The following is a 12,566-nucleotide window of genomic DNA, read 5'->3' as shown; positions in this document are numbered from 1 at the left end:
CGTGCGTCCGGGGGAACGGCCCCCGCGAGGACGGGCAGGGGCGGGGCGATGGAACAGACACACACCACCCACAACAACGTCGCGGCCACCCCGGGAGCGCAGCGCCGGGTGCTGGTGGTCGAGGACGACGCCACGATCGTCGATGCCATTTCCGCCCGGCTGCGGGCCGAGGGCTTTCTGGTGCAGACCGCACTCGACGGCCCCGCGGCGGTGGACGCGGCCGAGGCATGGCAGCCCGACCTGATGGTGCTCGACATCATGCTTCCCGGCTTCGACGGCCTGGAGGTCTGCCGTCGGGTGCAGGCCCAGCGGCCGGTGCCGGTACTGATGCTGACGGCGCGGGACGACGAGACCGACATGCTGGTCGGCCTCGGGGTCGGCGCCGACGACTACATGACCAAGCCGTTCTCGATGCGCGAGCTCGCGGCCCGGGTGCACGTCCTGCTGCGCCGGGTCGAGCGCGCGGCGCTGGCCGCGGTGACGCCGCGGAGCGGGATACTGCGCCTCGGCGAGCTGGAGATCGACCACGCCCAGCGGCGGGTCCGGGTGCGCGCCGAGGACGTCCACCTCACACCGACCGAGTTCGACCTGCTGGTCTGTCTGGCGAACACCCCGCGCGCCGTCCTGTCCCGGGAGCAGCTGCTGGCCGAGGTCTGGGACTGGGCGGACGCCTCCGGCACCCGCACCGTGGACAGCCACATCAAGGCGCTGCGCCGGAAGATCGGCGCGGAGCGGATCCGCACCGTGCACGGTGTCGGCTACGCCCTGGAGACCCCGGCCCCATGACCGCCTCCGGTCCCGGGCTGAGGCCCTTCTCCGTCAAGGCCAAGCTGGGCACGCTCGTGGTGGTCTCGGTGTTCATCACCACCGGGCTGCTGATGGTCGCCGTGCGCACCCGGACCGAGCTGCGGTTCATCACGGTGTTCTCGGTGATCGCGACCCTGCTGATCACGCAGTTCGTGGCGCACGGCCTGACGGCGCCGCTGGACGAGATGACGACGGTGGCCCGGTCGATATCGCACGGCGACTACACCCGGCGGGTGAGCGGTGCCGACCGGCGCGACGAGCTGGGCGACCTGGCCCAGACGATCAACCTCATGGCGGACGACCTGGAGGCGGTGGACCGGCATCGCAAGGAGCTGGTAGCCAACGTCTCGCACGAGTTGCGCACCCCCATCGCGGCGCTGAGAGCCGTGCTGGAGAACGTCGTGGACGGGGTGTCCTCGGCCGATCCGGAGACCATGCGCACCGCGCTGAAGCAGACCGAGCGGCTCGGCCGGCTGGTGGAGACGCTGCTGGACCTTTCCCGGCTGGACAACGGGGTGGTCACGCTCAAGGCGAGCCGCTTCGAGGTGTGGCCGTACCTGTCGGGGGTGCTGAAGGAGGCGAACCTCGCCGTCTCGCACCGCAGGCTGTCGTCCGGCTCCGGGAACCACACCCGCAAGGACGTGCACCTGCATCTGGACGTCTCGCCGCCCGAGCTGACCGCGCACGCGGACGCGGAACGCCTGCACCAGGTGGTGGCCAATCTGATCGACAACGCTGTCAAGCACAGCCCGCCGCACGGCCGGGTCACCGTGCTGGCGCGGCGCGGGGCCGGGCCGGAATCCCTCGTGCTGGAGGTCATGGACGAGGGGCCGGGCATCCCGGAGGCGGAGCGGCACCGGGTCTTCGAGCGTTTCAACCGGGGCGAGGTGCCGTCTCCGCACGGGCCGGGCAGCGACGGGGGCACCGGGCTCGGCCTGGCGATCGCCCGCTGGGCGGTGGATCTGCACGGCGGGCGCATCGGAGTGGCCGAATCTGCTCGCGGCTGCCGAATTCAGGTCACTCTTCCGGGGGCCACACAACCGCGAGGTTGACATAGGGTTCGAACCGGAAGGGCACGTTCTGCGTGTTCCGTTCAAGGGGTGCGATCCAGGGGGCCGCAGCCGCTGTTCGGCGTACCCGCAGTGAAGCGGAACCATGCTTGTTTCCCGCCATTTCCTGCCCCGAAACCCGCCTTCTCGTGTGACTTGCGCGACGAAGACCGGCCCGGCCTGCAAGTAACGGCCCGGGAGGCGTAGCCTTGATTTCCGCTGTCCATCACCTTGTGAAGCGGAAGAGGGCGGTTGCCGCCGTGTCGTCTCAGTCCCCCAGTAACTCGAGCATCTCGACCGACCAAGCCAGCACGGGTGCGAACCCCGCCGCGGCTTTCGGGCCCAATGAGTGGCTCGTCGACGAGATCTACCAGCAGTACCTCCAGGACCCCAATTCGGTCGATCGCGCCTGGTGGGACTTCTTCGCCGACTACAAGCCGGGCGCGTCCGGCACGGCGGACAAGCCCGTTCCCGGCGCCCCGACCCCGGCGGCCCCGGTGACCCCGGCCGCTCCCGCGCAGACCGCCCCGGCGCAGGCCCCCGCGCCGGCCGCGAAGACCCCGGCGCCCGCGGCTCCGGCGCCGGCACCCGCACAGGCCGCCGCCGCCCCGGCGAAGGCCGCGCCGGCCGCCGCCAAGGCCGCCCCGGCCACCGAGACCGCCGAGGGCCCCGAGTACGTGACGCTGCGCGGCCCCTCGGCCGCCGTCGCGAAGAACATGAACGCCTCGCTGGAGCTGCCGACGGCCACGTCCGTCCGCGCCGTCCCGGTGAAGCTGCTCTTCGACAACCGCATCGTCATCAACAACCACCTCAAGCGCGCCCGGGGCGGGAAGATCTCCTTCACGCACCTCATCGGGTACGCGATGGTGCAGGCCATCAAGGCCATGCCGGCGATGAACCACTCCTTCGCGATGAAGGACGGCAAGCCGACCCTGGTCAAGCCCGAACACGTGAACTTCGGTCTGGCCATCGACCTGGTGAAGCCGAACGGCGACCGCCAGCTCGTCGTCGCCGGCATCAAGAAGGCCGAGACGCTCAACTTCTTCGAGTTCTGGCAGGCATACGAGGACATCGTCCGCCGCGCCCGCAACGGCAAGCTGACGATGGACGACTTCTCCGGCGTCACTGTCTCCCTGACGAACCCGGGCGGTCTCGGCACGGTCCACTCGGTCCCCCGTCTGATGCCCGGTCAGTCGGTCATCATGGGCGTCGGCTCGATGGACTACCCGGCCGAGTTCCAGGGCACGTCGCAGGACACCCTGAACAAGCTGGGCATCTCCAAGGTCATGACGCTGACCTCGACGTACGACCACCGGGTCATCCAGGGCGCCGCCTCCGGCGAGTTCCTGCGCATCGTCTCCCAGCTCCTGCTCGGCGAGAACGAGTTCTACGACGAGATCTTCAAGTCGCTGCGCATTCCGTACGAGCCGGTCCGCTGGCTGACGGACATCGACGCCTCGCACGACAACGACGTGACCAAGGCCGCGCGGGTCTTCGAGCTGATCCACTCCTACCGGGTCCGCGGCCACGTCATGGCCGACACCGACCCGCTGGAGTACCGCCAGCGCAAGCACCCCGACCTGGACATCACCGAGCACGGCCTCACCCTGTGGGACCTGGAGCGCGACTTCGCGGTCGGCGGTTTCGCCGGCAAGTCGATGATGAAGCTCCGCGACATCCTCGGCGTGCTGCGCGAGTCGTACTGCCGCACCACCGGCATCGAGTTCATGCACATCCAGGACCCGAAGCAGCGCAAGTGGATCCAGGACCGGGTGGAGCGCACCCGCACCCAGCAGCCCGAGCGCGAGGAGCAGCTGCGCATCCTGCGCCGGCTGAACGCGGCCGAGGCGTTCGAGACCTTCCTGCAGACCAAGTACGTCGGCCAGAAGCGGTTCTCGCTGGAGGGCGGCGAGTCCGTCATCCCGCTGCTCGACGCGGTCATCGACTCCGCCGCCGAGGCCCGCCTCGACGAGGTCGTCATCGGCATGGCCCACCGCGGCCGGCTGAACGTGCTGGCGAACATCGTCGGCAAGTCGTACGCCCAGATCTTCCGCGAGTTCGAGGGCAACCTCGACCCCCGGTCGATGCACGGCTCCGGCGACGTGAAGTACCACCTGGGCGCCGAGGGCACCTTCACCGGTCTGGACGGCGAGCAGATCAAGGTCTCGCTGGCCGCCAACCCCTCGCACCTGGAGGCGGTCGACCCGGTCCTGGAGGGCATCGCCCGCGCCAAGCAGGACATCATCAACAAGGGCGGCACGGACTTCACCGTCCTGCCCGTCGCGCTCCACGGCGACGCGGCCTTCGCGGGCCAGGGCGTCGTCGCCGAGACGCTCAACATGTCGCAGCTGCGCGGCTACCGCACCGGCGGCACCGTGCACGTGGTGATCAACAACCAGGTCGGTTTCACCGCCGCCCCGGAGTCCTCGCGCTCCTCGATGTACGCCACCGACGTGGCGCGCATGATCGAGGCCCCGATCATCCACGTCAACGGCGACGACCCCGAGGCCGTCGTCCGCGTGGCCCGGCTGGCCTTCGAGTTCCGGCAGGCGTTCAACAAGGACGTCGTGATCGACCTCATCTGCTACCGCCGCCGCGGTCACAACGAGGGCGACAACCCGGAGTTCACCAACCCGCAGATGTACACCCTGATCGACAAGAAGCGCTCGGTGCGCAAGCTCTACACCGAGTCCCTCATCGGTCGCGGCGACATCACGCTGGAAGAGGCCGAGCAGGCGCTCCAGGACTTCCAGGGCCAGCTGGAGAAGGTCTTCGCGGAGGTCCGCGAGGCCACCTCGCTGCCGGCCCCGGCGCACTCCCCCGAGGTCCAGCCGGAGTTCCCGGTCGCCGTGACCACCGCGGTCTCCCAGGAGGTCGTGAAGGTCATCGCGGAGTCCCAGGTCAACATCCCCGACCGGATCACCGTCCACCCCCGTCTGATGCCGCAGATGCAGCGCCGCGCGGCCTCGGTGGAGAACGGCACGATCGACTGGGGCATGGGCGAGACCCTGGCCATCGGTTCGCTGCTGATGGAGGGCACCCCGGTCCGGCTCGCCGGCCAGGACAGCCGCCGCGGCACCTTCGGCCAGCGCCACGCGGTCCTCGTCGACCAGGTGACCGGCGAGGACTACACCCCGCTGCTCTACCTCTCCGACGACCAGGCCCGTTACAACGTCTACGACTCGCTGCTCAGCGAGTACGCGGCGATGGGCTTCGAGTACGGCTACTCGCTGGCCCGCCCCGAGTCGCTGGTCATCTGGGAGGCCCAGTTCGGTGACTTCGTCAACGGCGCGCAGACCGTCGTCGACGAGTTCATCTCCTCGGCCGAGCAGAAGTGGGGCCAGACCTCCGGCGTCACGCTGCTGCTGCCGCACGGCTACGAGGGCCAGGGCCCGGACCACTCGTCCGCCCGCCCGGAGCGCTTCCTCACGCTGTGCGCGCAGAACAACATGACGGTCGCCATGCCGACCCTGCCGTCGAACTACTTCCACCTCCTGCGGTGGCAGGTGCACAACCCGCACCACAAGCCGCTGATCGTCTTCACCCCGAAGTCGATGCTCCGCCTCAAGGCGGCCGCGTCGAAGGTGGAGGAGTTCACCAGCGGCGGCTTCCGCCCGGTGATCGGCGACGACTCGGTGAATCCGGCCGACGTCCGCAAGGTCGTCTTCTGCGCCGGCAAGGTCTACTACGACCTGGAGGCCGAGCGCGCCAAGCGCGGCGTCACGGACACCGCGATCATCCGTCTGGAGCGCCTGTACCCGCTGCCGGGTGCCGAGATCCAGGCCGAGATCGCCAAGTACCCGAACGCCGAGAAGTACCTCTGGACCCAGGAGGAGCCGGCCAACCAGGGCGCCTGGCCGTTCATCGCCCTGAACCTGATCGACCACCTGGACCTGGCCGTCGGTGCCGACGTCCCGCACGGTGAGCGCCTGCGCCGCATCTCGCGCCCGCACAGCTCGTCCCCGGCGGTCGGCTCGGCCAAGCGCCACCAGGCCGAGCAGGCCCAGCTGGTCGCCGAGGTCTTCGAGGCCTGACCCGCTGCCGTACGGAAGGGGCCCGTTCCCGCGAGACGATCGCGGGGGCGGGCCCCTCGGCATGCGGCGCTGCGGGGACTGATCCGTCCCCAACGGCACTGCGGCAACAGGTCCGTTCAGACGATCATGGGCTCGAAGTCCCAGAACTCCAGGCGCCCGGCGCGCGCCGGTTCCTCCTCCGCCCGTCGGTAGGCCGCGGTGAGCGGGTGGTCCGGCCCCAACAGGGCCGTCGCCCGCGGGCCGTTCGCCCGGACCAGCCCGTGCGCCTCGTCGGTCCGCCCGTTCCGCACCCGGACGACCACCGCGTTGAACGTGCAGCCGAGCGCCCAGGGATGCCCGGGGTCCACCGCGCGGGACATCAGGGAGCGGGCCCGCTCGATCTCGTAACCGGCGGTGTCCCACTCCCCCAGCGTCCAGCGCATCAGCCCGAGGTTCCCCTCCGTCCCGATGGTGTACGGGTGTTCGTGGCCCAGCATCGACCGGTATCCCGCCACCACCTGTTCGTGCAGCAGCAGCGCCCGGTCCGGGTCCCCCGCCCGCCGCTCCGCGCAGGCCGTGCTCGCCGTGATCAGCAGGGTGAGCGGGTGGTGCTCGCCGAGGAGCCGCAGACAGTCCCGCCGCACCCGGGCGAGGTCGGACCGGGCAGTGCTCCCCTCTCCCGCGGAGTACCGGCACAGCGCGAGGTTGTGCCGGGCGCGCAGGGTCTGCGGGTTGTTGGCTCCGATCGCCTCCAGGTGCCCGCGGACCGTCTGTTCCAGGATCTCCTCGGCCTCGCGGTGATGTCCCAGCAGCCGCAGGTCGATGGCGCAGTTGAGTTCCGAGTACAAGGTGGCGGGGGCCTGTCCGCCCAGCACGGACCGCCGCAGGTCCAGGGTGTGCCAGTCCTGTTCCAGCGCCTCGCCGTAGCGGCCCAGCAGCCGCAGTGACACCGCGAGGTTGTTGTCCGCGTTCAGGGTGCGGTGGTCCTGCCGGCCGAGGACGTCGAGGTAGCGGTCCCGGATCGAGGTGGAGAGCCGCAGCGCCTCGTCGTACCGGCCCAGGCCCCGCAGGTCGGCGGCGAGGCCGCCGGCGGCCCGCAGGTGTGCCAGGTCGTGCTCGCCGCGTTCGGCCCCGAGGTGGTCGGCCGCCTCGCGCTCGACGCGTTCGCTCGTGCGGTAATCGCCCAGGGCGCGGAGCAGATTGGCGTAGTGGTGGCCGAGGTCCCAGATCCGGGGGTGGGCCGGGCCGAGCAGGGTGCGCCAGGAGGTCATGGCCGGTCCGGCGAGCCGGACGCCGCTGCCGTACTCCCCGGAGAGGTACATGTGGCGCAGGCAGTCGAGGACGAGGTCCTGCACCGCGGGTTCGGTGCTCTCCAGCACCTCCGCCCACTTCAGGTGCGGGGTGAGCATGGCGTACTCGGGCCATGCCCGGACGTCGGAGGGCAGGCCCCGGTCGACGGCGGCCAGCGCGCCGCGGGCCGCCGCGGCGCAGGTCGCGTGGTCGGCCGCCGTCAGTTCGTCCCGCACCATGCGGTGGACCATGCGGTGGATGTGGAGGGCACCGGACGGGTCCGCCGTTCCCCCGGCCGGGAGGGCCGCCGTCTCCAGCCTGACGACCGAGTAGCGCAGCAACTGCTGGACCGCGCGGTCGAACACCTCGGGGTCCGCGAGCGCCTCCAGGCCGTCGACGGGGCCCCGGACCACCTTGTGCAGCAGGTGCAGGGGGATGGAGCCGGGGGCGAAGAAGCTGCACAGCCGCAGCAGACCGACGGATTCCGGGACGGTCTCCCTGAGCTTGTTCAACAGGATCGACCAGGCGGTCCGGAAGGCGAGCGGGAAGTCGGCGGAGACCTTGACGACGTCCTGGTCGATGCCTCCCCCCAGCAGCAGTTCGATGTACTCCTCGACGGACATGTCGGATTCGCTGAGCCAGCCCGCCGTCTGGTCGAGGAGCAGCGGCAGGTCCTCCAGCGCCTCGGCGAGCCGGCCGGAGTCGTGCGGGGTCAGCCGCGGTGCGCGGCGGCGGATGAAGGCGACCGACTCGTCACGCCGGTATACCGGGACCTCGACGAGACTGCTGTTGTGTTCGCCCCAGCCCGGATTCCGGGAGGTGATCAGCACATGTCCCGGACCGGTCGGCACCAGGTCCCAGATGTGCTCGGGCTCGTCCGCGCCGTCCAGGACCAGGAGCCAGTGGGAGTGCGGTTCGCCGCGGCGCAGCGCGTCGCGCACCGCCCGCAGCCGCTCCCCGTACTCGGCCCCCGTGGACAGCCCCAGTTCGGGGGCGAGTTCGGCCAGCTTCTGCCGGTAGAGGGAGCGGCGTTCGGCCGGCACCCACCACACGACGTCGTACTCGGAGCCGAACCGGTGGACGTACTCCGCGGCCAGCTGCGTCTTGCCCACGCCCGGCATGCCGTGCAGGGTCACGACCCCGGCGGCGGGGCGAGCCCCGTGCAGGGCCTCGTACGTCGTGGCGAGCAGCTCGTCGCGGCCGGTGAACCGGGTGTTGCGGCGCGGGACCCCGCCCCACACCTCGGGGGCTTCGGCCGGGTACCGGGGCCCCCGTCCTGCCCCGACGGGCTCGGGCAGCGGGCCGGTGGGCAGGCCCAGCCGGACCAGGAGCCGACGCTCGGCCTCCTCGGCACCGACGTTGGTCAGGTCGGCCGCCCCGAGAGCCGCAGCGGCGACGGGCAGGGCGGAGGTGGTGACGCGAACGGCGGCGAAGCGGTCGGGGTCGGGGGCGACGACCTCGCGCAGGGCCTTGTTCCACTCCTCGTGGCCGCGCGGGCCGAGCTGGAAGTACCAGTCGCTGAGGACCACCAGGACCCGGCCGCGGGAGAGCGTCAGATCGCGCAGCGACTCCTCCAGCGGCACCTGCGCCGACGGGTCCCAGCGCTGCTGGACGACCGTCACCCCGCGTCGCTCCAGCCGGTCCCCGATCCACGCCGCCCAGGCACGGTTGAAACCGGCGAAACTGATCGTGACGTGGTCCCCCGGGCGCGCCGCGGGGTACGGGTCCGGGAGCGCTTCGAGGGGCGCGGGTTCCTCGGGGCCGGTCCCGGCCACCGGCTCGTGCGGCTCGGGCACGTACCCGACGACCGGGGCCGTCCGCCGCGAACCGGCCTCCGCCGGCTGGACGATCCGGCAGGGCAGGGCGGCCTTGCGGACCGGCGTCCCCCACTGGTTGGTGAGGGTCAGCCACAGCTCGGCGGGCCCGAGGACCGGGCGCGCTGTGACGACGAACCGGACCGGGCCGTACGTGCCCCCGTAGCGGTGCAGGACGAGGGAGGGGTCGTCGAGCACCTCGCAGACGAAGTGCCGGCCCCCGTCCAGCACGACGGTGAAGGTCAGTTCCTCGTCCTGGTACGGCCAGGCCCCCGGGTCCTCCTCGCCCCGCGACCCGAGCGGGCCGCGCAGGTCGACGGTGACGAGGTAGGCGCAGCCGGCCTCGGCCTGGCGGGGCCGGCTGACGACGGGTTCGACGAGCAGGGCCGGGTCGTCGCCGTTCACCGTGCGTCCCCCTCCCCGTGCGTCGTCCCGCCGGGGCGTGGTCCGCTCAGGCTGAGCGTGCTGAGCGGATGCCCGTAGTACTGGAACATGAGGCTGTACAGCAGACGCAGGACGGGCCGCTGTCCGTCCACGTTCAGCCGTCCTTCGTGCCGGGCGCGCGGCAGGTTCGTCAAGGGGCCGAACTCGTCCAGCGCGCGGGCCCGGAACAGGCGCAGCGAGTCGGCGACCGGCCGCCAGGGTTCGGCCGCCAGGGTGTCGACGAGTTGCCGGATGAGTTCGCGCGCCTCGCTGTCGCCGACCTGTCCGGCCGCGACGACGCAGCCCCCGGCGCCCTTGCGGAGGAAGAGTTCGGTGAAACCTCGCAGGTCCGTCTCCCCCAGTCCGGTGTTGCGGACGAACCTGGCCGAGTGGCAGGCGTTGAGGCAGACCATCGAGTGGTCCTTGTCGAGCACCGTCATCGGGCGGTCGTCGTACTCGGCCCAGGTCACCTCGGCGAGGGTGAGTGCGTCGACCCGGTCGTCGTAGGTGCCGTGGGCCGCCATGTAGACGAGGCCGACGGGGTCGGTCGGACATGCGTCGAGTTCGTCGAGGAAGTCGTCGATCGTCACGTGCGGACGGTGCGCGTAGCCCTGGAAGACCGTCATGTCGGCCCGCATGTCATGGATGCGGCGTACTGCGTCGCGGTGCGGGCGGGCCGGGCGCGCGTCGTGGAAGTAGTAGCCGAGCACGTCGCCCGCGGCCGCCACGGACGCCTCGGGCAGCACCAGGTCGGCGCTGCGGATGGTGAGCCACCGGGTGACCGGGACCAGGGCGCCGAGGAGTCCTTCGCCCAGCCCGTTCGCGGGGTCGGCCGGCAGCCAGAACGCCTCCCAGGGGATCTCGTAGCCGGTGTCGTCGTGGACGGTGATCCTCAGGTCGTCGCCGTGCACCGTGCGGGCGCGGTTGATCCAGGCGGCGAGCCGTCGCTGGTTGTGGGACCAGTGCCGGATGTCGCGGAGCAGTTGGGAGGGGGCGGGGCCGCCGCCCAGCGCGTTGCCCAGGCCGATGCCGGCGGGGCGCAGCTGGGTGGGGCCGGTGGTGTACGGGAGCCGGGGGATGCCTTCGCACCAGGCGCTGACCCCGAACGCCGGGACGCCGCCGTGGCTTTCGTGGTGCGGGACGACCGTGATCCGGGCGGTGTGCGGTGGGGGCCGGCTGTCGGCGTCGGCCTCCGTGAGTCCGAGCCGTTCGCGCAGTCCGGTGCGCACCCCGGCGGGCACGGGGGTCCTGGCCAGGCGTCGGCCGGTGGCCACGGAGTTCTCCAACAGGCGGCGCAGGCCCGCGGATTCACCGCCCATGGTCGGCCGCCTCGGGTTCCGGCCTGCCCGTGACCACCCTGCCGTCGAGGGCCTCGGCCAGCAGGTGCGGGAGTTCCGGGTAGGGCTGCCGGCCCGGGTCGACGACCAGGACGTGCAGCCGGGTCCGGTCCATGCCGCTGATCCGGCCGGCCGCGGCGAGCGCGTCGTCGATGCCGGTGCGGCCCACGGCGCCGCGCCCGGCCCGGCCGAGGTGGCTCGCGGCGAGCGGGACGTTGCCGCGCCCGTCGGTCACCACGACCAGCAGGGCCTCCACCAGGCCGGCGCGGTGGTGCCGGAAGGCCCGGCGCAGGGTCTGTTCGGCCAGTTCCAGTCCATGGGCGAGCGGGGTGGACCGGCCGGGCGGCCGGTCGAGGGCGGCGGCGATGCGCGGGGAGCGGGTGGACGGCGTGGTGAAGGACTCGGCCCGTACCTCGTTCGGTGCCCCGCGTCCGCCGATCTCGACCACGTGCACCGGGGCGCGGGTGACGTAGGCCCAGTGCAGGAACGGTTCGAGCGCCGGGTGCCAGTCCCAGTCCTCGCGGCAGGTGTGGTCCAGGACGAGGGTGAGCATCCGGACGGGTTCCGGTGCCCGGACGTATCCGCGCAGGTCGCGCGGCAGGACCACCAGGCGGTCGCCGCTCTCCCGCACCGCCCGGTACTTGGCCGCCTCCATGGCCGTGCGCACGGGGGCGAGGTCCCACAGGTCCCGGGCGGGGCGCACGCCGACGACGGGGCCGCGTGCGGCCCGGGGGCCGGTGGCGCGCCGGGCCGGGGTGCGCAGGGCGGTGTCCTCCGGCGGCGGTCCCGGGGCGTCCTCCGGGTACGGGGTGTCGGCGGCCGGCCAGGGACCGGCCGCGCGGGCCGAACCGATGTGTTCGGCGGGCCCGGGCTCCAGGACGGGGGTGCCGGGTGCGGGGGGCCGGTCGGTGCCGGGCCGGGGTTCGGGGAGGATGCGGGGAGCACTCCGGGCGGTGTCCGCGGCGTCGGGTCCGGGTGGGGGTTCGGCGCAGGGGCGCCGGGCGCCGCGCAGCCGGAGGAGGCGGGCGGCCGCCTCGGCGTGCCCGGCCGTGAGCCGTCCGGCGCCGTCGAGCCGGGCCAGGGCGCGGGCGGTCCGGGCCAGGGCGAGGGGTCTGCGCTGCCCGGTGCCGTCCTGGTCGTCGAGGAGTTCCAGAACCCGGGAGGCGAAGTCGGCGTCGGGGTGGAGGGGTGGCCTGGGACCGTGGGCGCGGGCCCGGTCCAGGGCCGTGTCCCAGGCGGCGGGGAGGGGGCCGAGCGGGGTGCCGCCCGGCCGGGTGCGCAGTTCCGGGAGGGTGAGGCGGAGCGGGAAGCGGTCCAGGAGGTGCGGGGGGACGCGTTCGACGTCCTCGGTGCGGCAGGCGGCCAGCCAGCGGGCCTCCGGCCGCCAGTGGCGGCTCAGTCCGGCGTGTTCGACGGTGGCGACGTCGGCGCCGAGGAGCTGCACGGCGGCCCGTTTCCCCGGCACGCTGAGCCTGGCGAGGTCGGGGACGACGACGAGGGAGGGGCCGGGCACCGGTTCGGTGAGCGGTCCGGGGTCCAGGGCGAAGTCGATGCCGTGCGGGCCGCGGCGCACCCGGGGCCGTAACCACAGGTCCTCGTCCGTGGTGGCCGCGGTGAGGGTGGTGCGGGGCACGGGCGGGCCGGCGGGTCCGGCGAGCAGCCGGTCGAACGCGGCGGCGACGGCCGCGAGGTGCCGGTCGGGGAGGTCGAACAGCAGCACCCCGGACAGTCCCGGTTCGACGGCGGCGCAGGCCAGTGCGGTGAGCAGCCGCCGGGGCGGTCCTTCGGGGTCCGCGACGGGCGAGGGCCGGGGCACGGGGGCGGGCATCGGCG

Annotated in this window: 6 protein-coding genes; 3 read left to right on the top strand and 3 right to left on the bottom strand. The window is 72.6% G+C overall.

Going from position 1 to position 12,566, the window contains the following annotated elements; translation table 11 throughout:
• The first annotated feature begins 48 nt into the window (after positions 1-48).
• From ACFYW1_RS11725 to ACFYW1_RS11715, 3 genes are all read left to right on the top strand, one after another.
• Positions 49-786 (top strand): response regulator transcription factor, encoded by a 738-nt coding sequence (locus ACFYW1_RS11725; RefSeq protein ID WP_148839177.1) that lies wholly within the window; start codon positions 49-51, stop codon positions 784-786.
• Positions 783-1,859, top strand: a complete 1,077-nt coding sequence (locus ACFYW1_RS11720) for an ATP-binding protein (RefSeq protein WP_388990426.1) — start codon at positions 783-785, stop codon at positions 1,857-1,859. Before ACFYW1_RS11725 ends, ACFYW1_RS11720 begins: the two co-directional genes overlap by 4 nt.
• Before the next feature lie 257 nt (positions 1,860-2,116).
• The gene (locus tag ACFYW1_RS11715) at positions 2,117-5,890 is read left to right on the top strand and encodes a multifunctional oxoglutarate decarboxylase/oxoglutarate dehydrogenase thiamine pyrophosphate-binding subunit/dihydrolipoyllysine-residue succinyltransferase subunit (RefSeq protein WP_388990424.1); all 3,774 of its coding nucleotides are present in this window, start codon (positions 2,117-2,119) and stop codon (positions 5,888-5,890) included.
• A gap of 116 nt (positions 5,891-6,006) precedes the next feature.
• On the opposite strand, the gene fxsT is transcribed toward ACFYW1_RS11715, so the two are convergent.
• Genes fxsT through ACFYW1_RS11700 form a run of 3 tightly spaced genes read right to left on the bottom strand, consistent with a single transcriptional unit; the run spans position 6,007 to position 12,561 of the window.
• Positions 6,007-9,378: an FxSxx-COOH system tetratricopeptide repeat protein gene (gene fxsT / locus ACFYW1_RS11710; protein ID WP_388990422.1), complete on the bottom strand. Its 3,372-nt coding sequence runs from the start codon at positions 9,376-9,378 to the stop codon at positions 6,007-6,009.
• The gene (locus ACFYW1_RS11705; protein WP_388990420.1) at positions 9,375-10,715 is read right to left on the bottom strand and encodes a CHAT domain-containing protein; all 1,341 of its coding nucleotides are present in this window, start codon (positions 10,713-10,715) and stop codon (positions 9,375-9,377) included. The genes fxsT and ACFYW1_RS11705 overlap by 4 nt, the downstream gene beginning before the upstream one ends.
• Positions 10,705-12,561 (bottom strand): hypothetical protein, encoded by a 1,857-nt coding sequence (locus ACFYW1_RS11700; protein ID WP_388990418.1) that lies wholly within the window; start codon positions 12,559-12,561, stop codon positions 10,705-10,707. Before ACFYW1_RS11700 ends, ACFYW1_RS11705 begins: the two co-directional genes overlap by 11 nt.
• Between the last annotated feature and the right edge of the window lie 5 nt (positions 12,562-12,566).

The sequence above is a fragment of the Streptomyces sp. NPDC002669 genome (assembly GCF_042889165.1).
Lineage (GTDB): Bacteria > Actinomycetota > Actinomycetes > Streptomycetales > Streptomycetaceae > Streptomyces.
The sequence above is the reverse complement of the archived record's forward strand: the minus strand, read 5'-3'. Positions and strand labels throughout refer to the sequence as shown.

What these genes read in the sequence shown, in the direction of transcription:
- ACFYW1_RS11705 (WP_388990420.1), bottom strand. Translation starts at nt 10,715, where the DNA reads ATGGGCGGTGAATCCGCGGGCCTGCGCCGCCTGTTGGAGAACTCCGTG.
- ACFYW1_RS11720 (WP_388990426.1), top strand. Translation starts at nt 783, where the DNA reads ATGACCGCCTCCGGTCCCGGGCTGAGGCCCTTCTCCGTCAAGGCCAAG.
- ACFYW1_RS11725 (WP_148839177.1), top strand. Translation starts at nt 49, where the DNA reads ATGGAACAGACACACACCACCCACAACAACGTCGCGGCCACCCCGGGA.
- ACFYW1_RS11700 (WP_388990418.1), bottom strand. Translation starts at nt 12,561, where the DNA reads ATGCCCGCCCCCGTGCCCCGGCCCTCGCCCGTCGCGGACCCCGAAGGA.